We start from the raw sequence: 20,480 nt of genomic DNA, 5'->3' as shown, positions 1-20,480 counted from the left end.
GCGCCGTCGGCGGTGGCCACAATGCACCCGCTGCAGGAGTCAGACATCGCGATGGCCTACGACGCGATGAATCGCATCAGACCGTATCAAGACGCAGTATGTCGAGGACTTCCACGTCATCGACGATGGTGAAAGTCCTCAGCGGCAGTTGGCGACTTCGGCACGAACCCGGTTCGAGTACGACGCCATCGGCAACGCGACGAAGATCACCACCGACGCCTACCGCTCCGAAGAGCGATCCGGCGACGCGATCCTCACCTACCAGGCCATCGGCGACGCCTACCGCGAGGTGAAGCAGGAGAAGCTGGGCGGCGTCGCACTGCGCAGCTACGACGCGAATGGTTTCATCACCGGCGTTACGCAGCAGATTCACGGTGCGAGCCCGACGCGTCGAATCTCGACGGACGCGATGGGCCACGTGCTGGAGAACCGTGAGCTGAACACGGGCATCACCGAGCGGTTCCTGATCGCCGAAGGCCAGCAGCTCGCGAAGACCGGCCGTGAAGCGACCTATCGCGATGTAGCCGGCGTGACGACGCAGTTCGCGAACGTGCTGCGACCCACGGCGCAGGGCTCCAGCGCTGGCTCCTACGTCGTGCAGGCAGGCGACACCCTGCAGACCATCGCACGCACTGTCTACGGCGACGCATCGTTCTGGTTCGTCCTCGCCGAAGCCAACGGCCTCTCCGACCCCGACGACGTCGAGGCGGGCCAGGCGCTGATCGTCCCGAGCACCGCGAGTTTCGGCGGCGGCACGCTCAACGGCGCGAACACCGTCCAGCCCTACGACATCATGCAGGCCCTCGGCGAGAACACGCCGAACCTGCCGATGCCCGCGGATGGCCCGGCTTGCGGGGGCATGGGGCAGATCGTGATGGTGATCGTTGCGGTGATCGTGACGGTCTACACGGCAGGCGCGCTGACTGGAGCGAGTGGCTTCCTGCAGACGATGCAAGCGGGGTTGAGCGTGATGACGAGCGGCGTGGCCGCCGGCACCACATCGGTCGCGGCCACTTTAGGGACGGCAGGAACGCTTGCGGTGTCCTCCGCCGTGGGCTCGATTGCGAGCCAGGTGGTCGGGGTGGCTACCGGGGTGCAGGAGAAGTTCAGCCTCGAGCAAATTGCCATGTCTGCCATCTCGGGCGGCGTGTCGGGCGGCTTGGTCGGCGCGAACTTCGGACTCGGCGATATCGGCAACTTCGCCGCACGTGCAGCGGTGACGAGCACCGTCACGCAAGGCATTGCCGTGGCAACGGGAATGCAGGATCACTTCAGCTGGCGGTCGGTATCGGCGTCGGCCATCGGCGCCGGTATCGGAGCCGCCGTGGCACCGGTGTTGGGAAAAGTCTACGGAGACTCGACGTTCGGTCAGTTCGGCGCTCGCTTCACGACGGGGTTGGTCGCAGGAGCCGCGGCGGCGGCGGCGCGGGGCGGGCGTGTGAGTTCGCAGCAAGTGGCGATTGATGCGTTTGGGAATGCGCTTGGCGAGAGCATTGCGGAGAGCACCCGCGCGGCACCGCAGACCCCGGGCATCGCGCCATGGTCTGATTGGGAACACGTCAACGGATTGGACTTGCAAACCGACCAAGCATACGAAGCGCGGCGTATGCACGAGTCGATTTCGCAGAGCGACACGATTCAACAACGCAGGCTGTACGAGGTCGCAGCGGCCAATGCCCAAGAAGGCTTCCGCGCCACGGAGCGGGCATACAGGCTGGAGCTAGAGGTTGAGCGCCAATTCCCGGGACAAGTGGGCGGACTGGACCTACCGGCCAACTACGTGTTCCCGAACACTTCGGCAAATGCGGCTGACGTGGCGCGCGGGGATGCGATGTTACGCGCGATGTCGCCGGAAGTGATTGCGGGGGTGACTCCGGCGCGTCCTAACAAGCTGTTCTCGCCGAACGCAGAGGAGATCAACCCAATGATCGGCCGGCCGGCACGCGCGAGCGCAGACACGTCATCTGCAACGCTGAGCGCGGCCAGCAAGTCTCAGGATCGTGTTGGCGATTGGATCAGGAACCTGGACCTCCCCCAGGACCTCCCAGGTGTCGGCTGGCTGTCGCGCTCGCAGGCGGCATCTTCTGCGCAGTACTGGGCGGGCCGCATGGACGCAACGGGCAACGTCCTGTATGCGATTCCGCAAGGCGTTGCAACGCTTTGGGCTGACCATGCCGACGAAGTGGGAATGGCATTGTCAACTCGCGTTGGCGGCAAAGGCGTTCAAGCTGGCGAATCTGGAGCGTTCGGCGGAATGAAAGGTGTAAAGGGAGATGGACTGACAGCACATCACATGCCACAGGCTGCAGCGCAGCGCAGCGAACAGGCTATAACGAAGGTGGGGCACTGGTGCTGCCGCATGCCGAACACATCGCCACCCGAACCTATGGGTCCAAGGGGATCGGAACACTGGAGGTGGATGCCAAACTATCGTTCCGAGATGTCCTTGCCCGCGATGTTGCGGATATTCGTAGGATCGCAGGGTCCAAATACAACGAGGGACTTCGGAACTTGACAGATTACTACCGCAATAACTTCCCTAACCTCATGAGCAAGTGAGCGTGACATGCAAGCTGCAATTCAACGACTCGTTGAGCTTGGACCATTGCCTGATGCACAGAGTGCCAAGCTAGCTTCGATTCAGGCCTTCGAGCAACAGCTCGCGCAAGTTCAGACGCCGATTTCCGATGAGGAAGCGCGGGCGCTGGTAAGCCTATTCGGTCCAGATGACTGCTTCGGCCTAGCTTGGACAATGCTGCATCTGATCGAGTCTGCGGCGAGTTGGCCAATCCAAGACTTGCTTGAAAACTCCGCAGGGGAATGGATAGCTCGATTGCGGGAGCGAGCGTCGTAAAGCGGACGTCATCCGGCTTGAAGCGCTCCAACGCCATTTGATGCGCACGCACTAGCATCTTTCAACCAGGGGGCGAACATGACTTTGAGATTCAAGACGACGACCCGGCAGTTGCCGGTGGGGCAGGGCGGCATGATGCTCACTGTGATCGAACGGCAAGACGGCGCTGCTTTTCGTTTCGTGTTCGATTGCGGCTCGCTCAATCGCGAGCATCTTCAGCAGGGGATGGAATCGGTTGAGCTCGCCGGTCTCGAGGTGCTGTTTATCTCGCATCTGGACCAGGATCACGTTAACGGCGTCGACGCGTTGCTGACGCGTGCCCCAGTGGATACCGTGGTGCTGCCAGGCCTCGATGCCTTGTCCATTACGGCCACGGCCGCACTGGCGGCCGACTGCGAGGCATTGAGCGGGAATCTAATTCAACTACTGCAGGATCCTTTTGGTTGGCTTGGCTCGCGCGGCGTGAAAAGGGTGATCACAGTCAGCCGTCCGCCGGGCGGTGATAGCCCCGGGCCATGGGTCCCTGACTTGCTTCCTGGCGGCGATGATGGAAACCAAAAACGTGACGATCAACCCTTCGAATTGCGGATGCGCGGTAACGGTCGCTTGCAGGAAAAGTCGCGGATCGGCGAGAGCGGGATAGAAGTACAGCAGCTCGATCCTGCTGGCCTGCTCTACCTGGACCTAGGATGGGGAGGGCACCAGTGGATGCAATGGCTGTTGCTACCGTACTACAACCCATTCGAACAGGTTCGCGTTGATGCCTTTCGCAAGGCGGTCAAGGACGTGCTGAACGTTCCCGATGACTGCAGTATCGCTTCCGTCAGGTTCCGCGACAAGTTGGTGAAAGTGTTGCGGAACAGCGAAAGTCGGGAAAGGCTGCGTTCCTGCTATGACCATCTCTCATCGCGGCGCAACGCCCCATCACTCAGTCTGTACTCTGGGCCGGCACGGAACCAGCACTTCTGGATCTGTACTAGCAGATGGCCGAACGGATGGAGTCTGAATGGAAAGGCGGGATGGCTGACGACGGGTGATGCGGAACTCGGCCGTGAGACGATGTACGCGCCCTGGCGTCGGCGATTCGAACCGTTGCTGCCACAAGTTGCGGTTTTCGTGCTTACCCATCACGGCAGCAAAGCGAGCGTGCATGAGCGCCTTTTGAGCGGCTTGCGAGGAGCCACAGCGTTGGTGTGTGCCGCCAAAGGTCGCAAGCATCATCCCGACCCGACCGTGCCACCGCTCGTCCGACGAAGTCATCTGGGCTTTGCCCAGGTTTCGGAGCAGTCCGATTCCGAGTTCTGGCTCACCGTCGAAAACGATCCGCTGCCATAAGTTCAGAGTAGCGAGGCACGCTTTAGCTCGCCAAGCATGTAGCGGCCTCACGCCAGCCGATACGACGAACGGCCGCGATAGTAGTCATCTGCGACTTGAGGGGAAATTAGGGTCAGATTCCGGCTTCCGCCAGCTTCCGTCGTTGGCCATGGGTACGGCGGACGCAACTGAATCGACTTCCATTAGCCAGCATCGGTGGACTTGTTCAGACTTTCCCAAAGGGACCGGGGGCTGCGCGTGGCCGCAACGTCGCCTCGAGACGTCGTCATCCGTCATTGCGGCGCGGTCGTTGTGTGGTCTCCGATAGGCGCGTGCGGCGCGCGTCGGCGCACCGAACTCTACGCACTGTTCTCCAATACCTTGGTATAGGGGGCAAGGGCATGAATACGGAAAAAGCGCTGGCAAACTGAGCGTCGCCAGAAACGCAGAAGAACCAACATTTCCGCCGCGCGTGAATTGTGGTGCGCTCTGCCCGTACCCACTTCAGTTTTCCTTTGAGATTTCGATCATGCTCCATCACTTGCTTCGTGCCGCCGCGCGCGTCCTCGCACTTGCGTCGTTGCTGGCCCTGACCGGCTGCGCGACGCACTACCTCGACGGCGCGGTCAAAGATGTCGCCCCCGGCGAGTTCAAGTCTCGCGTGCAGGCGCGGCCGGTCCAGGTGATCGTCGAATTCCAGACCAATGGCGTCACGAATGCTCGGGCGACGGAGCATGTCAAGCCGATGGTGATGGAGAACCTGAAATCCTCCGGCTTGTTCACCGACATCCAGGACAAGCCAGTGGAGGGCGGCGCGTTGCTGAGCGTGCAGATCAATAACGTGGCCTTACTCGATGAGGCACTCAAGAAGGGCTTCATGACCGGCCTCACCCTCGGGCTCGCCGGCTCCCTCGTGACCGACGCGTATGTATGCACGGTCACCTACTCCTCGCCATCCAGCGCAGGACCTATCGTCAAAATGTCCAAACACGCGATTCACACTTCGATGGGCGCTTCCGACGCACCGCCCGGTGGCGTCAAGCAAAGCAGCGTCGGCGACGCAGTGAAGACGATGGTCAGGCAGATTGTCGATCATGCCCTGCGCGAGGTGTCGCGAGACAGCGCCTTTCAATGATGCCTCGAATCCTTTTCGCTTGCCTTCTGGCAACAGCCATTGCATTCGCCGGCTGCGCCCAGATCGAGCTTGCGGCGCCGGTCGCCTCCATCGACAACGTTCAGAAGGCCAAGGCTGGCGGGATGGCGCGCGTGTCGCTCGGGGAGTTTGCGTCGGCCGATGGGCGGGCGCCCTCGGCGATCGAACGCTTGTCGGTGCGTACGAACGGAATCCTCGTTCCCGCAGGAAAATCGTTCGCCAGCTACCTGCGTTCGTCGCTGGCGGTCGAGCTCGAGGCGGCGGGTCTTCTTGATCCGAGTTCATCGATCGTGATCGATGGCGTGCTGACGCGCAACGAGCTCGACGTGCCGGCCGGAGCCGCGAGCGGCTCACTCGCTGCGCGGTTCACCGTGGTGCGAGACGGCGTCAAGGTGTTCGACAAGGAGTTGGGCACGACGGCGGCATGGCACGCGTCCTTTGCCGCCATCGAAGCCGTGCCAAGCGCACTGAATCGGTATGGACTGCTCCATCGCACGCTCGTCGCACAGCTGCTGAGTGACCCGGAGTTCAGGAAGGCTACTGGCCGCTAGCGAGCCAGCGACGCGACCGATTCCACGTCAAACTTCGGGGCGACCCGCTCGGCGGCCACTCGCCCCCGCTTCTCCTCAGCCCATCCACCCCTGCTTCTTCGCCCACTCGCGATCCGTCCTTTCGAGGTCGGCCAGCGTACACCCCGGCCCGTCGCGGAACTTCTCGTCAGCGACATCCACCGCGGCCGCCACGGCATCCTGCAAGCGCACCACGAGCTGTACATACCAAAGCGCGATCGTCATCCGCAACGGTGGTCGCGACACACGCGCAACCGTGCAACGTGACGACAAGCAGGGAAAGACAGCATGGATGCCCCTCCACCCGAGACCTACGACGGTCGCAACGCGGCCCGCTCGCATCAGCGGCTGATCGATGCCCGTCAGAAAATGCTGAAAGTTTAGATCTGTAGTCGGGCCGCGAATCCTGGTGCAACCCGCCGACGCACGGCTTGCCACACTCGCGCATCCTCGACTACATTGCGGCCACTGGAGGCAGCAGATGGGACAACCCGGCAATCCGCGGACCGCTTCGTTGTTGGTGTCGGCCCAGGCGTACGTTCAGAAGTATCTCGAGATCGAAGGCATCCGCGGCCCGGCGAATGCGGGGCCGGAGGAGTACGCGGAAATGCTGGTCCTCTCCACATGGGCCGAGATCCCCGAAATCTCCCAAGGGGAGAAGCTGCGCGACCCCGCCCTCCTTGCCGCGGCGGCCTATGCGCAGGGCATCCTCTACCAGGACAGCGTGGGAAACCGTCCGCTCGCGGACCGGTTGGCTCGCTGCCAAAGCAGGTTGATCCAGGACACCATGCAGAGCTTCATCCGATCGGACGCGCAAGACGCCCTCGACAAAAAACTGGCCGACCTGGCCCATTCCATCTTCGAGCGATAGCGCGCGGCAGCGCTCAGCTCGTCCAACCCTGGCCCTTCGCCCACTCGCGATCCAGCCGTTCGAGGTCGGCCAACGTACGCCCCGGCTCGTCGCGGAATTGCTCGTCGAGCCGGCGCGCATAGGTGACGCGGTCGACGCGGAAGCTACGGAAGTCGTTGCGGCGCTCGCACCACGCGGCCAGCGTCCAGACCTTGCCCCAATAGAAGCAGCCGAGCGGTCGCACGGTGCGCTCGCTGCGCTGCTCCGACAAGTCGCGGTAATTGAGGAAGACCTTGCGGCGCTCCTGCACGGCTTCGCGCAACGTCTGCAGCGTTCGTTGCGCGGGCGGGGGCAGGCCACCCTGCGGCGCATAGACGGCGAGCGCCTCGGCCGCGACCCGGGCCTCGGCCGGCAGCACCGACATGATCTTGCCCAGCGCGTCCTGCGCGCCGGTGGCGAGCGCGGGGTCGAGCCAGGCCTGCGCCAGCCGCACCGAAGCGACGAGCGCCTTCGCTTCGTCGTGCGTGAACATCATGGGCGGGAGGTCGAAGCCCGCGCCGAGCCTGTAGCCCACGCCCGCCGCGCCCTCGATGGGCACGCCCTGCGCCGACAGGTCGGACACGTCGCGATAGATCGTGCGTTCGGACACCTCCAGGCGCTCCGCGAGGTACGTGGCCGTGGTGAGCCGCCGCCCGCGTATCAGCTGGATGATGTGGAAGAGGCGGTCGGCGCGGCGCATGGAGGGTCGTTACTTTGCGCTCACCCTCCTGACATGTGCATGTCAGGAGTGATTTCCATGCGTCATGCCATCGCGGCGTCCAGCACTTCGATCCAGTGCTTCACCGGCGTCGCCGTTCCGCCCTGCAGGTGCGTGATGCAGCCGATGTTGGCGGAGATGATTGCCTGGGGCTCGAGCGCCCCGAGATGCCCCAGCTTGCGGTCGCGCAGGGTATGCGCGATGTCGGGGTGCAGGACGGAATAGGTTCCGGCGGAGCCACAGCACAGGTGCGGTTCGTCGAGCGCCGCGCGCACCTTGAAGCCAAGCGCCTGCAGGTGCTGCTCGACGCCGCCGCGCAGCTTCTGGCCGTGCTGCAGGGTGCAGGGCGGGTGATAGGCGAGCATGCCCCCACCGGCGCGCACCTTGCCTTGCAGCGCGTTCACAAGTTCGGGCAGCAGTTCGCTCAGGTCGCGGGTGAGTTCGCCGATGCGCCGCGCCTTTTCCGCGTACGCGGCGTCGTGCTGGAGGAAGTGCCCGTACTCCTTCACCGTCACGCCGCAGCCCGACGCATTCATCACGATGGCTTCGACCTCGCCGCGTTCGACCAAGGGCCACCAGGCGTCGATGTTCGCGCGCATCTGCGCACGACCGCCGTCCTGGTCGTTCAGGTGGAACTTCACCGCGCCGCAGCAGCCCGCGCCGCGCGCGAACACGGCCTGGATGCCCGCCGCGTCGAGCACGCGGGCCGTGGCGGCGCCGATGTTGGGCATCATCGCGGGCTGCACGCAGCCGGCGAGCATCAGCACCTTGCGAGCATGCTCGCGCGTGGGCAGGCGTCCGGCGTCCTGCCGGGGCGGCACCTTTTCCTTCAGGCGCTGCGGCAGCAGTCCTCGCACGGCCTGGCCGAGCTTCATCGCAGGCGCGAATGCGGGCGAGGTCAGGCCTTCCTTCAATGCCCACCGCAAGGCCGTCGAGCCCGGGCCGCGCTTCACCTTGCGCTCGACCACCGCGCGGCCGATGTCCGCGAGCTTGCCGTACTCCACGCCGCTCGGACAGGTGCTCTCGCAGTTGCGGCAGGTGAGGCAGCGGTCCAGGTGCAGCTGCGTGGCCCGCGTCGGCGCCTCGCCTTCGAGCATCTGCTTGATCAGGTAGATGCGCCCTCGCGGGCCGTCGAGCTCATTGCCAAGCACCTGGTAGGTGGGGCAGGTCGCGGTGCAGAAACCGCAGTGCACGCACTTGCGCAGGATGGCTTCCGCCTCGGCGCCCTCGGGCGTGCCGCGGAATTCTTCGGAGAGGTTCGTCTGCATCGTCTCTCGCCTCAGAAGTCGTAAAGGCGGCCGTTGTTGAAGATGCCCGCCGGGTCGAACTGCCGCTTCAGCTCGCGGTGGATGTGCTCCAGCGGCGGCGCGAGCCGCTCGAAACGCTGCGGCAGCGGCGCGTCGTCCTCGGCGCCGCCGGCGCGGAACAGCGTCGCATGCCCGCCCGCCGCGCGCGCCGCCTCGCGCACCGCGGCGGCTTCGCTGCGCGGCGCGCGCACCCAGCGCAGCGCGCCATGCCATTCGATCATCGGATCTTCGGGCAGGTCCATCGGCGGCGTGGTCTGTGCAACCGACACGCGCCACAGATCGCGCTCGCCCCGTTCCGCGAACCAGGGCAGCTGCTGGTCGCGGCAGCGCAGCCACTCGCGCGCCATCGTGGCGTTGTCGAGCCGCTCGCCGCCCAGCGTCCTGCAGGCGGCTTCGACCGCCGCGACCGCGCCACGCAGCCGCAGGTAGAGCGCCGGCACGCCGTCCTCGTTCACCCAGCAGCTCGCGTTGAGCGGCAAGGGCTTCCCGCCCCACGAATTGAGCTGCCGGATCGCCTCGGCCGCCGTCATCTCGAACTTGAGCGTCGCTTCGGCCGGCGCAATCGGCAGCACCTTCAGGCTCACCTCGACGATCAGGCCAAGCGTGCCGAGCGCGCCGGCCATGAGCCGCGACACGTCGTAGCCCGCCACGTTCTTCATCACCTGCCCGCCGAAGATCATCGTCTCCGCGCGGCCGTTCACGAGCGTGAGCCCCAGCACGTAGTCGCGCACCGAGCCCACGCTCGCGCGCGCCGGGCCCGACAGGCCGCTCGCGACCATGCCGCCGACCGTCGCGCCGCCGCCGAAGTGCGGCGCGTCGAAAGGAAGGCATTGCCCGCGCTCGGCAAGCACGGCTTCCAGTTCCACCAGGGGCATGCCCGCGCGCGCCGTGACGACGAGCTCGCTCGGCTCGTAGCTCACGATGCCGTCGAGTCCGTGGGTCTCGAGCAATTCGCCCTGCAGCCACTCGCCGTAGAAGTCCTTGCTGCCGCCCCCGCGAATGCGCAGCAGCGTGCCGCGCGCGCTCGCTTCGCGGATGCGGTCGACGATCTCCTCGAGCGCCGTGTCCTGCGCCTGTGCGAGGCTCACCGCACGGGCTCCACCGAGATGGTCATCTGGCCCATGATCGAGTCGCCGGTCTTCAGGATGTCCAGGCCGAGCTGACCCGCGTCCGCGCCGGCCGCGTGCAGATTGACCGCGTTGTTGACGTGGCTCACGGGTTCGATGGCCACGTAGTCGCGCGTGTCGTTGGTGAACACCACGAGCCGCGAAAGCGACGACGCGAGGCGCACGTGCATCACCTCGTCGCGCAGGTGCGCCACGCCGTCCCAGCCGTCGTAGCAGTGGTCCACGTCGAGAAAGGCGCAGTCGGCATCGAGGCCGCGCGCCGGCTTGCGTTGCGTGGGCAGCTTGTCGCTGCCCATCTCCCAGCGGCCCGCCGCCGAGAACGAGATGCGGCTGCGCGTGCGCTTGGTGAAGTAGGGATGCCAGCCGAGGCCGGCGGGCGCGGGCTCCTTCGCGTGGCTCGTGACCGCGAGCGTGAGTTCGAGCGCGCCGCCGTTCAGGCGGATCGTCTGCGAGCAGTCGAATGCGAACGGCCAGCTGCTGTCGGGGTGGTGCTCGTACGCGAGCAGCGCGTAGCTGCCGTCGCTGTCGAGCAGCTCCCATTCGCGCTGCCAGCCCACGCCGTGGATCGCATGCGGCTCGTCGCCGTTGTTGCGCAACAGCGGGTGTTGCGTGCCCTGCCATTCGAGCGTGGCCTGGCCGATGCGGTTGGAAAACGGCACCAGCGGATAGCTGCCGGCCTTTCGCGCGGATTCGAGTTCGGCGGCCGGCGTCGACCGCAACACGGGGTGTTCCCCCATCCAGAGCCCGGCGATGCAGCCGCCGAGCTCCGGCACGATTTCGCAGCGCAGAACATCCGACTTCAGTTCCAGCATGGCAAGGCCTCCTCCGGTGCATTGTGCATGCGGTCGCGACCGGGCAAAAAAACGGCCCGCCGAAGCGGGCCGAACATCCAAAGGAGACCTTGCTTTTTTCGGTGGAAACCGCTTACCGGTTGTAGGCGGTTTCGCCGTGGCTGCTGATGTCGAGGCCTTCGCGCTCTTCCTCTTCGGTGACGCGCAGGCCGATGACGAGGTCGACGATCTTGTAGGCAATGAAGGCGACGATGGCGGACCACACGATGGTGGTGACGACACCGGTGGCCTGCGTCAGCACCTGCGAGCCGATGCCGGGCCAGTCGGCCGCGTCGCCGCACTTGTTGGTGACGTAGTTGCAGATGCCCGTGCCGCCCAGGCTGGGGGCCGCGAAGACGCCGGTCAGCAGCGCGCCGACGATGCCGCCCACGCCGTGGACACCGAACACGTCGAGCGAGTCGTCCGCGCCGAGCATGCGCTTGAGGCCATTGACGCCCCAGAGGCAGACGAAGCCGGACACGAGGCCGATGACGATGGCGCCCATCGGGCCGACAAAGCCGCAGGCCGGCGTGATGGCCACGAGGCCGGCGACGGCGCCGGAGGCGGCGCCCAGCATGGAGGCCTTGCCCTTCGACAGCGCTTCACCCGCGATCCAGGCCAGCGTGGCGGCTGCGGTGGCGACGAGCGTGTTCATGAACGCGAGGGCCGCGACGCCGTTGGCTTCGAGGTTGGAGCCGGCATTGAAGCCGAACCAGCCCACCCACAGCAGCGAGGCGCCGACCATCGTGAGCGTGAGGTTGTGCGGCGCCAGGGCTTCCTTGCCGTAGCCGAGTCGCTTGCCCACCAGGTAGGCGCCGACGAGGCCGGCCACACCCGCGTTGATGTGGACCACGGTGCCGCCCGCGAAGTCGAGCGCGCCCTTGGCCCAGAGCCAGCCGGCGTTCGCCGTCACGGTCTTCAGGGTCTCGTCGCTGGTGATCGCGTCCGGGCCGTCCCAGTACCACACCATGTGGGCGATGGGCAGGTAGGCGAAGGTGAACCAGATCACGACGAAGAGCAGCACCGCCGAGAACTTCATGCGTTCGGCGAAGGCGCCGACGATCAGCGAGCAGGTGATGGCGGCGAACGTGGCCTGGAAGGCGACGAACGACAGTTCGGGCAGCACGACGCCCTTGCTGAAGGTGGCCGCGAGGGTCTCGGGGGTCACGCCCTTCAGGAACAGCTTGTCGAGGCTGCCGAAGAACGGATTGCCCGCGGTGAAGGCGACGCTGTAGCCGTAGAGCGTCCACAGGACGTAGATCAGCGAGCTGACCACGAAGACCTGCATGAGCACGGACAGCATGTTCTTGCTGCGCACGAGGCCGCCGTAGAACAGGGCCAGGCCGGGGATCGTCATGAGGATGACGAGCAGCGTGGCGACGGTGATCCAGGCGGTGTCGCCCTTGTTGGGCACCGGGGCGGGTGCCGCGGGCGCGGAGGCGGCTGCGGCCGGGGCAGCCGCTGCCGTGGCGGCTGCGGGCGCAGCGGCGGACGCGGCAGCGGGCGCCGTCGTCTCGGCGGCGGCCGGGGCGGCGGACGCGGCCGGCGCGGCAGGCGTCTGCGCCGTCACGGCCACGCTCGCGGCCAGCAGGCCCAGGCCCAGGGCCAGGGATGCAAGAAGCTTTTTCATGTCGGGTCTCTGTCTCTGTGGTGTGGGGTGGTGGCTTAGAGCGCTTCCTTGCCGGTCTCGCCGGTGCGGATGCGCACGACCTGCTCGAGGTCGTACACGAAGACCTTGCCGTCGCCGATCTTGCCGGTGCGGGCGGCGCCTTCGATGGCTTCGATCACGCGCTCGACCAGGTCGTCGCTGATGGCCGCTTCGATCTTGACCTTGGGCAGGAAGTCGACGACGTATTCGGCGCCGCGATAGAGCTCGGTGTGGCCCTTCTGGCGGCCGAATCCCTTGACCTCGGTGACGGTGATGCCCTGCACCCCGATCGCGGAGAGCGCCTCGCGCACCTCGTCGAGCTTGAAGGGTTTGATGATGGCGGTGACGAGTTTCATGAGGAGTCTCTCCTTGTGGGTCAGGACGTCAGAACGCGTACTTCACGCCGACGATCACGCTCGCCTTGCCGAGGTTCTTGCCGCCGGGCGAGAGGTAGACGCCGTTGCTGTCGGTGTCGACGAGCGCGGCGGATGCCGAGAAGCCGTTGCCGAAGTCCTTGGTGAGGGTGACCGAGTAGTCGGTGTAGCTGAAGGCGCTGTTGCGGCGCACGTGCTGGTAGCCGATGTGCGGCGTGATGCCCCAGCCGCTGCCGAGGTCGAACGTGGCCGACAGGTCGAGGTAGTAGCTGCCCTTGCTGTTGGCGAAGCCGAACAGGTTGCTGACCGAGTGCGAGTACTTCAGCGTCGCGGGGCCCCAGGTGCCGGCCGCATAGAGCTCCTGCGTGGAGGGGCTGATGGCGAGGTTGTGGTCGGGGTAGTTGTACGTGAGCACGCCGAGGTCCATGCCGACCGGGCCCGCGTTGAACTTGTAGCCGCCGTACACGTCGATCTCGACGTCGGCGCCGCCGCCCCCGTCCTTGATCCACTTGATCGAGGACCCCCAGGCGCCCAGGTAGAAGCCGCTCTTGTGCGCGAAGTCGATGCCGCCTTGCAGGGCCGGCTTCAGGCGCGTCTGCGAGATGCCGCGGTACTTGTAGTCGGTGACGGCGCCGACGTTGAAGCCGAGGGTGTACTCGGGCTCGGGCTTGGCCGCCTGCGCCATTGCGGCGCCCGACAGGACGAGGGTGGACAACAGGACTGCGGATTTCTTGAACGTCATGGACCTTCTCCTTCTTGATGAATTGACTCGGCGTGTCGAGCAAGAGGCGTGCCACTGCAAGCCGCCACCGCCTCGGTAGGCGAAAACTCATCATTTCACGTTAAGACAAAAGAGTCGATGCCGAACGTCGTGCGCACTTGCGCAGTGCGATCTTGTTCGGCGACGCACTGGCTTGGTGGCAAGGCGGCGGCGGGCTGCACAACAATGGGGAGCGAGTTCGCGATGAGTCTGTGTCTGGTCCAAAGCCGTGCGTTGCTGGGGCTGCAAGCGGCCGCGGTGACGGTCGAAGTCCATCTGGCCAACGGCCTTCCGAGCTTCACGCTCGTGGGACTGGCGGATACCGAGGTGAAGGAGTCGCGCGAGCGCGTGCGTTCGGCGCTGCTCACCTGCGGCCTCGAGTTTCCGCACAACAAGCGGATCACGGTGAACCTCGCGCCGGCCGACCTGCCCAAGGACTCGGGCCGCTTCGACCTGCCCATCGCCATGGGCATCCTGGCCGCGAGCGGGCAGGTCGATGCGGCGCGGCTCGCGGGCTTCGAGTTCGCGGGCGAACTGTCCCTTTCGGGCGAGCTGCGGCCGGTGCGCGGCGCGCTCGCGATCAGCCTGGCGCTGCAGGCGAGCGGCGAGTCGACGCGCCTCGTGCTGCCCACGCAGAGCGCGGAGGAAGCCGCGCTCGTCCCCGGCGCCGAGGTCTATCGCGTGAAGCATCTGCTCGACGTGGTCGCGCAGTTCCTGCCCGGCGATGCGGCCGTGGCGAGCGAAGGCTGGACGCGGCTCGCTTCGGCGCCGCCGGCTGCGCAGCCGACTTATGCGGATCTCGCGGACGTGAAGGGACAGGCCAGCGCGCGGCGCGCGCTGGAAATCGCCGCCGCCGGCGGGCACAGCGTGCTTCTCATGGGCCCGCCCGGGTCGGGCAAGTCGATGCTCGCGCATCGCTTCGCCGGATTGTTGCCGCCGATGACGGTGACCGAAGCGCTGGAGAGCGCCGCCATCGCGAGCCTGGCGGGGCAGTTCTCCATCGCGCAGTGGTCCGCACGACCTACCTTGTCCCCGCATCATTCCGCGAGCGCGGTCGCATTGGTCGGCGGTGGCTCGCCACCGCGGCCGGGCGAGATTTCATTGGCGCATCACGGCGTCCTGTTTCTCGACGAACTACCGGAGTTTCCGCGCGCGGCGCTCGAGGCGCTGCGGGAGCCGCTGGAGACCGGGCACATCACCATCGCGCGCGCGGCAAGGCGCGCGAGCTTTCCGGCGAGGTTTCAATTCATCGGCGCGTGCAATGGCTGCCCCTGCGGCAATCTCGGCTCGGGGCAGGCCTGCCGGTGTACGCCGGAGCAGATCGCACGATATCAAGGCAAGTTGAGCGGCCCGTTGCTCGACCGCATCGACCTGCACATCGAAGTCCCTGCGATGCCGGTCGACGATCTGCTGCACGCGCCGGCAGGAGAGGCCACCGCGGTCGTTCGCCAGCGCTGCGCCGTGGCGCGTGAAGTCGCGATCGGCCGGCAAGGCAAACCGAACAACGCCTTGCAGGGCGAGGAGATCGACATGCATGCGGCGCTCGACGAAGGAGCGGCGAAATTCCTGCGCACGGCGGCATCGCGCCTCGGGTGGAGCGCGCGGTCGACGCATCGAGCCCTGAAGGTCGCGCGGACGATCGCGGATCTGTCATCGTCTGGCGCGATTGGCGTCTCGCACGTGGCGGAAGCGGTGCAGTACCGGCGGACGCTGATCGGCGCGAAGTAGCGCGCTCGGGAAGCAGGCAGGTACACGGTCTTCGCCCTGCGACTATTCGCCTCCAAGCGTGGCCCGCGCAACGCGAGACGCGGCCGCGGCACCCTCGCCGACGGCGCAGGCCAGGTCCCCGAGAAAGCCGGAACGCACGGCGCCCGCGGCGAAGAGCCCCGCCTGGTTCGTTTGAAAATCCGAATCGACGATCACGTGGCCGGTCGCATCGAGCGTCGCCAACCCGGCCACGAGATCGCTGCTCGGTACAAGCCCCGCGAGGATGAAGACGCCCTCGATCGGAAGCGTCGTGTCCCCGTCGTCGGAACTCCACAGAGTCACGCTGTCGACCAAGCCGTCCTTGCCGTGGATGGCATTCACGCGGGTCTCCCAGAGGAACGCGATGTTGTCCATGTCGGCCGCCGCACCGACCTGGCTGGACCGAGCGCGCAGGTCGGGCCCCCGCACCGCGACGCTGACCTCAGCGCCCAGCCGCGCGAGGTAGCGCGCACCCTGCAGCGCAGCGTCTCCGCCGCCGACCACGAGCACGCGTCGCTGGCGATAGAGCCCGCCGTCGCACCACACGCATTGCGAGACGCCCCGGCCCTCCAGTTCCGCCTCGCCCGGAATGCCGAGACGGCGCAGTCGGGCACCGGTCGCAAGAATCACACGGCGCGCGCGCACCGCGCCATTGCCGGCATCGAGCAGCCATCCGTCGCGGTCGCGCCGCAGGCTGCGCACCGCGCCGTCCACCCAGCGCGCGCCGCTCTTCGTGGCTTCTTCCACGTAGGCCGCGGCCAGCGCCTGGCCGGCCAGTGGGGCAGGGGAGGGCCAGCCGTCCAGGGCGCCCACGTTGGCGACCAGTCCACCGCAGGGCTGCTGCGACTCGAAGCACGTCACTGCCAGGCCGCGTTGCGCGCCGTGCAGCGTCGCCGAGAGGCCGGTCATGCCCGCGCCGATGACCGCGAGGTCGCATTCCGTCGTCGCCGTCATGCCGCGCAGCCCGGCAGGCAAAGAGTCCGCTTCATGGAGGGCAAGCTTAGCGGCCTGCCGCCGCCCGGGTGGCAAATTCCGATCTCCGGAATTTGGTGTTTCCCGGCGCGCCCGGGGGCTATAGTGAAAACGCAATCCGGACCGACCACACAACGAGGGGACGCGTTCATGAACAGACGGCGCAGCCTGATCAGGCTCACTTTCGCCGGGATGCTGGCTCCGCTGGCCTCCGCGGTCCGCGCGCAGGACTTCCCCAACCGGCCCATGCGGCTCGTGGTGCCGTATCCGCCGGGCGGCGGCATCACCCCGCTCGCGCGCCTCTACGGCGAGAAGATCACCGAGGCGCTGGGACAGGCCGTGATCGTCGACAACCGTCCCGGCGGCAACACCGCGATCGGCACCGACGCCGTCGCCAAGGCGCCGCCCGATGGCCACACGCTGCTCCTGACGCTCAACACCCATGCGCTCCTGCCGTTCCTGCAGCAGACGCCGTACGACGCGTTGAAGGACTTCACGCCCATCGCATCGATTGCCGCGGGCGAGCAGCTGATGGTGGTGCCGTCGGCCCTCCCGGTGAACTCGCTGCAGGAGCTGATCGCCATGGCCAAGGCGAAGCCGGGCGAGCTGAATTACGCATCGGCGGGCGCCGGGACGATCAACCACGTGTCGGGGGAGTCGTTCAAGCTGGCGACCGGCATCCGGATGGCGCATGTCCCCTACAAGGGCGGCGGCCCGGCCATCATCGACCTCATCGCCGGACGGGTGCAGATGTACATGGCCGTGCCCCTGTCCCTGATCCCCCACATCGAAAGCGGCCGCCTCAAGCCGATCGCCATTACGGGCGACAAGCGCTTCCCCGCGCTGCCGAACGTCCCGACTTTCGCCGAGGCGGGCCTGGCGGGCTTCGACGCGCGCGCAAGTTACTGGGTGCTGGCGCCGGCGAATACGCCGCGCGCCATCGCGGAGCGGCTGTCGTCGGAGCTGGGCCGCATCTCGAACCTGCCGGACATGCGCGAACGGCTGAGCAGCCTCGGCCTGGCGCCTTTCGTGTCGAACCCGGACCAGCTGGCGCGCCTGATGCAGGCCGACTCGGTGAGGTTCGGGCAGGTCGTGAAGACCGCCAACATCAAGCTCGACAACTGAGAAGCCGAGCGATGCGCATGCGCAGGTCGTGGCGTTCATGAGCGGCCGCCGCCCCACCCACGTCAGGCTGGCGAGCGTCAACTCCGCCGCCGAGCCGGTCGTCGAGTCCGCGGCGGCGCAGACCCTCGCCAAGGGGCTCGCGCTGCTGCGCGCGTTCCGACCGCACGAGTACGAGCTGGGCAACAAGGAACTCGCGGAACGCACCGGCCTCGCGCCCTCGACCGTCTCGCGGCTCGCGGCGACGCTGATGCAACTGAGCTACCTCCGGTACAGCCGGGCGAGCGGCAAGTACGCGCTCGGCACCGCCGTCCTCGCGCTGGTGTACCCGATGCTGGCCGGCCTGCCGATTCGCCAGGTGGCCCGTCCCCTGATGAAGGCACTGGCCGACCAGGTGCAGGGGCAGGTCTCCATCGGCATGGCTGCAGGCGGCAACGCGATGGTGTTCGTGGAGTCGGCGCGCAGCGCGCGGCACGACTTCACGCTGCCCGAAGTGGGCGCGACGATCCCCATGCTGGGCAGCGCGATGGGCCGCGCGTACATCGTGGCGCATGCCTCCATCGCGCAGCAGGCGCTGGTGCGCCGCCTGCGGCAGGAGGACCCCCTCGACTGGGCCGCGCACGGGGCCAAGCTGGCCCAGGCGCGGGAGGACTACGTGCGCCTGGGCTTCACCCGCTCCATGGGGGACGTGCGCAGCGAAGTCCATGCCTGCGGCCTGCCCCTGAAGACGCGCGTGGATGGCGAGGTGATGGTCATCAACTGCAGCGTCACCGCGGCGCAGCTTCGGCGCGGCGGACTGGAGCTCGACATCGGACCGGCGCTCGTGCGCACGGCGCGCGACATCGACATCGCCATGGCCGGGGACACCCTGCAGCGCCGCAAGGCGAGAGTGGATCCCACCGTGCTGATCAAGCGATGAGTCGTCCGCCTGTGATGCCGCCCGTGGTGCCGCCTGGAGTGTCCCCCGAGCGGGTCGGCCTGTCCGCGATGTTCGCGCCGCAGTCCGTGGCCATCGTCGGGGCGTCCGACGATCGCGAGCGCCTGTCGGGCCGGCCTCTGCGCTATCTGATCGACGCCGGCTACCGCGGACGCATCTACCCCATCAACCCCCGGCGCACGACCGTGCAGGGCCTGCCGGCCTTCGTGGACCTGGCCAGCCTGCCGGAGGCGCCGGACCTCGCACTCATCGTCGTCTCGGCGCCGCAGGCGCTCGATGCCATCGGCGCCTGCATCGCGCGCGGCGTACGCGCCGCCTACCTGCTGTCCGGCGGATTTGCCGAAGGGGGTGCGGAGGGTGCGGCCCTGCAGGAGCGTATCGGCGCGATGGCGCGCGAGGCGGGCATGCGCCTGCTGGGGCCGAACTGCCTGGGCGCCTTCAATGCCGAGACACGCTTTTGCGGCACCTTCGCCAGTTCGCTGGAGCGCGGGCTGCCGCGGTCGGGACCGCTTGCCGTGGTGAGCCAGAGCGGCGCCTATGGCCAGCACCTGGCGTATCTCGCGCAACGCCGCGGGCTCGGCATCAAGTACCTCATCACCACCGGCAACGAGATCGACATCGATCTGGCCGAGTGCATCGAGTGGCTCGCGCAGCAGCCGGAGATCGGCGCGATTCTCGCGTACGCGGAAGGTGCCCGGAACGGCGCGGCGCTGATGCGCGCGCTGCAGGCCGCGCAACGTGCGGCCAAGCCCGTGGTCTTCCTGAAGGTCGGCGCCTCGGACGCCGGCGCGCATGCGGCGAGTTCGCACACGGCCGTCATGGCGGGCAGCGACCGCAGCTACAGCGCGGTGCTGGCGCAGTTCGGCGCCTGGCGCGCCGCGAGCACGGAAGAACAGATCGACATCGCCTATGCGTGCTGCCAGTCGCCGGCGCTCGCGGGACGCAATCTCACGGTCGTGAGCGTCTCGGGCGGCTTCGGCGTGCAGGCGGCCGACGCGGCGGACGCGGCCGGGCTGGCCCTGCCCGCGCTCACGGAGGCGGCGGCGGCGTCCCTGCGCGAGCTGCTGCCCGGAAGCAATGCGCTCAATCCCATCGACGTCACGGGCCAGGCGGTCAACGACGTGGGACTGCTCTCCAGGGCGTTGGCCATTGCGGCGCAGCAGGACACTTGCGAAGCCATCGTCGTGTGCCTCACCACCGTGCCGCTCGCCCGGGAACTCGAAGCGCCGGTGCGACGGGCCGTCATCGAGAGCACGGCAGCGTTCCGCGCCAGCCGCCCGGTCGTCGTGCTCGCGATCTGCGAGCACGACGCGGTCGCCGCCTATGAAGCCGCGGGGGTGCTCGTGTTCGAGGACGCGAACCGCGCGATACGCGCCCTGGGCGCGTTGTCGTGGTTTCGCGACGGATTCGAGCGGGCTCGCCGGGCATCGAACCGCACGGATGCGCCGAAGGATGGCGCGGCCTGCGAGGCCCTGCGGGAACTGCCCGCCGGGCCGGTGAGCGAGCGCGATGCCCGGCGCCTCCTGCGCGCCATCGGCATCGCGGCCGTGCCCGAGGCCGAGGCCACCTCGGCCGAAGCCGCCGTCGCCGCGTCGGACGCGTTCGGCTATCCCGTGGCGCTGAAGATGCATCTGCCCGGCGTGCTCCACAAGACCGAGGTCGGCGGCGTGCTGCTCGATCTCGCGGATGCCGCGGCGGTGCGGCGCGGCTTCGCGACGCTGCTCGAACGATGCGGGCAGGACCGGCTGGCCGTCCTGGTCTCGCCGATGTCGCCACCGGGCATCGAAGTGATTCTGGGCGTGGCGCGGGACCCGACCTTCGGCCCCGTCGTGATGTTCGGACTGGGCGGCGTGACGGCCGAATGCTTCCAGGACACCGCCTTGCGCGCCGCGCCCGTGGACGAACGGGAAGCCCTGCGCATGATCGAGCAGACGAAGGCCGGCACGCTGCTCAAGGGATGGCGGGGCGGCGCCCCGGCGGACGTCGACAGCGTGGTGCGTGCCCTGGTCGCGCTGTCGCGGTTCGGCGCGCAGCAGGCGGGCCACCTCGAGACCATCGAGATCAATCCGTTTCGGGTGCTGCCCGCGCCGCAGGGCGGACATGCACTCGATGCGCTGATCGTGCGGAGCCCGGCATGAGCCTGTTTCGCGACGCGACATT

Annotated in this window: 19 protein-coding genes; 10 read left to right on the top strand and 9 right to left on the bottom strand. The window is 67.3% G+C overall.

Annotated elements, in window-relative coordinates:
• The first annotated feature begins 148 nt into the window (after positions 1 to 148).
• From AB7E83_RS07050 to AB7E83_RS07030, 5 genes are all read left to right on the top strand, one after another.
• On the top strand, positions 149 to 2,515 hold the full coding sequence (locus AB7E83_RS07050) for a LysM peptidoglycan-binding domain-containing protein (protein WP_428567033.1): 2,367 nt from the start codon (positions 149 to 151) through the stop codon (positions 2,513 to 2,515).
• Positions 2,516 to 2,566: 51 nt separating this feature from the next.
• Positions 2,567 to 2,854, top strand: coding sequence for a hypothetical protein (locus tag AB7E83_RS07045; protein ID WP_428567031.1), 288 nt, complete (start codon positions 2,567 to 2,569; stop codon positions 2,852 to 2,854).
• A 78-nt stretch (positions 2,855 to 2,932) separates the two neighbouring features.
• Complete coding sequence (locus AB7E83_RS07040) at positions 2,933 to 4,189, top strand: hypothetical protein (protein WP_428567029.1); 1,257 nt, start codon at positions 2,933 to 2,935, stop codon at positions 4,187 to 4,189.
• 508 nt (positions 4,190 to 4,697) lie between these two features.
• The gene (locus AB7E83_RS07035) at positions 4,698 to 5,303 is read left to right on the top strand and encodes a hypothetical protein (RefSeq protein WP_428567026.1); all 606 of its coding nucleotides are present in this window, start codon (positions 4,698 to 4,700) and stop codon (positions 5,301 to 5,303) included.
• Positions 5,300 to 5,872: a hypothetical protein gene (locus AB7E83_RS07030; protein ID WP_428567024.1), complete on the top strand. Its 573-nt coding sequence runs from the start codon at positions 5,300 to 5,302 to the stop codon at positions 5,870 to 5,872. The genes AB7E83_RS07035 and AB7E83_RS07030 overlap by 4 nt, the downstream gene beginning before the upstream one ends.
• A 75-nt stretch (positions 5,873 to 5,947) precedes the next feature.
• On the opposite strand, the gene AB7E83_RS07025 is transcribed toward AB7E83_RS07030, so the two are convergent.
• Complete coding sequence (locus AB7E83_RS07025; protein WP_428567021.1) at positions 5,948 to 6,115, bottom strand: hypothetical protein; 168 nt, start codon at positions 6,113 to 6,115, stop codon at positions 5,948 to 5,950.
• A 256-nt stretch (positions 6,116 to 6,371) separates the two neighbouring features.
• Between AB7E83_RS07025 and AB7E83_RS07020 the strand changes: the two genes are divergently transcribed.
• Positions 6,372 to 6,761 carry a hypothetical protein gene (locus tag AB7E83_RS07020; protein WP_428567019.1) on the top strand — a complete coding sequence of 130 codons (390 nt, stop codon included), beginning with the start codon at positions 6,372 to 6,374 and terminating at the stop codon, positions 6,759 to 6,761.
• 13 nt (positions 6,762 to 6,774) lie between these two features.
• On the opposite strand, the gene AB7E83_RS07015 is transcribed toward AB7E83_RS07020, so the two are convergent.
• The 7 genes from AB7E83_RS07015 to AB7E83_RS06985 form a co-directional block, all read right to left on the bottom strand.
• On the bottom strand, positions 6,775 to 7,479 hold the full coding sequence (locus AB7E83_RS07015; protein ID WP_428567016.1) for a helix-turn-helix transcriptional regulator: 705 nt from the start codon (positions 7,477 to 7,479) through the stop codon (positions 6,775 to 6,777).
• 62 nt (positions 7,480 to 7,541) lie between these two features.
• Positions 7,542 to 8,765 (bottom strand): glycolate oxidase subunit GlcF, encoded by a 1,224-nt coding sequence (glcF, locus tag AB7E83_RS07010; RefSeq protein WP_428567014.1) that lies wholly within the window; start codon positions 8,763 to 8,765, stop codon positions 7,542 to 7,544.
• Between the two features lie 11 nt (positions 8,766 to 8,776).
• Entirely contained in the window at positions 8,777 to 9,892 is a 1,116-nt protein-coding gene (glcE, locus tag AB7E83_RS07005) for a glycolate oxidase subunit GlcE (RefSeq protein WP_428567011.1), read from the bottom strand.
• Positions 9,889 to 10,743, bottom strand: a complete 855-nt coding sequence (locus AB7E83_RS07000) for an aldose 1-epimerase (RefSeq protein WP_428567008.1) — start codon at positions 10,741 to 10,743, stop codon at positions 9,889 to 9,891. The genes glcE and AB7E83_RS07000 overlap by 4 nt, the downstream gene beginning before the upstream one ends.
• A gap of 112 nt (positions 10,744 to 10,855) precedes the next feature.
• On the bottom strand, positions 10,856 to 12,391 hold the full coding sequence (locus AB7E83_RS06995; RefSeq protein WP_428567006.1) for an ammonium transporter: 1,536 nt from the start codon (positions 12,389 to 12,391) through the stop codon (positions 10,856 to 10,858).
• A 35-nt stretch (positions 12,392 to 12,426) separates the two neighbouring features.
• Positions 12,427 to 12,765 carry a P-II family nitrogen regulator gene (gene glnK, locus AB7E83_RS06990; RefSeq protein WP_428567004.1) on the bottom strand — a complete coding sequence of 113 codons (339 nt, stop codon included), beginning with the start codon at positions 12,763 to 12,765 and terminating at the stop codon, positions 12,427 to 12,429.
• A gap of 28 nt (positions 12,766 to 12,793) precedes the next feature.
• Positions 12,794 to 13,525 carry a TorF family putative porin gene (locus AB7E83_RS06985; RefSeq protein ID WP_428567001.1) on the bottom strand — a complete coding sequence of 244 codons (732 nt, stop codon included), beginning with the start codon at positions 13,523 to 13,525 and terminating at the stop codon, positions 12,794 to 12,796.
• A 222-nt stretch (positions 13,526 to 13,747) separates the two neighbouring features.
• On the opposite strand from AB7E83_RS06985, the gene AB7E83_RS06980 reads away from it, so the two are divergent.
• The gene (locus AB7E83_RS06980) at positions 13,748 to 15,271 is read left to right on the top strand and encodes a YifB family Mg chelatase-like AAA ATPase (RefSeq protein WP_428566999.1); all 1,524 of its coding nucleotides are present in this window, start codon (positions 13,748 to 13,750) and stop codon (positions 15,269 to 15,271) included.
• Between the two features lie 42 nt (positions 15,272 to 15,313).
• On the opposite strand, the gene AB7E83_RS06975 is transcribed toward AB7E83_RS06980, so the two are convergent.
• On the bottom strand, positions 15,314 to 16,243 hold the full coding sequence (locus AB7E83_RS06975; RefSeq protein WP_428566996.1) for an NAD(P)/FAD-dependent oxidoreductase: 930 nt from the start codon (positions 16,241 to 16,243) through the stop codon (positions 15,314 to 15,316).
• Positions 16,244 to 16,411: 168 nt separating this feature from the next.
• Here AB7E83_RS06975 and AB7E83_RS06970 point away from each other — a divergent pair, with 168 nt between their 5' ends.
• The 3 genes from AB7E83_RS06970 to AB7E83_RS06960 are packed head-to-tail and all read left to right on the top strand — an operon-like array spanning position 16,412 to position 20,458.
• Entirely contained in the window at positions 16,412 to 17,386 is a 975-nt protein-coding gene (locus AB7E83_RS06970) for a Bug family tripartite tricarboxylate transporter substrate binding protein (protein WP_428566994.1), read from the top strand.
• Between the two features lie 37 nt (positions 17,387 to 17,423).
• Positions 17,424 to 18,302 carry an IclR family transcriptional regulator gene (locus AB7E83_RS06965; protein ID WP_428566991.1) on the top strand — a complete coding sequence of 293 codons (879 nt, stop codon included), beginning with the start codon at positions 17,424 to 17,426 and terminating at the stop codon, positions 18,300 to 18,302.
• Positions 18,299 to 20,458 (top strand): acetate--CoA ligase family protein, encoded by a 2,160-nt coding sequence (locus AB7E83_RS06960; protein ID WP_428566988.1) that lies wholly within the window; start codon positions 18,299 to 18,301, stop codon positions 20,456 to 20,458. The genes AB7E83_RS06965 and AB7E83_RS06960 overlap by 4 nt, the downstream gene beginning before the upstream one ends.
• The last annotated feature ends 22 nt before the right edge of the window (positions 20,459 to 20,480 follow it).

Source organism: Ramlibacter sp. (assembly GCF_050250995.1).
In the GTDB taxonomy this organism is placed as follows: domain Bacteria; phylum Pseudomonadota; class Gammaproteobacteria; order Burkholderiales; family Burkholderiaceae_C; genus Ramlibacter.
This window is presented reverse-complemented; position numbering and strand designations above follow the sequence as displayed.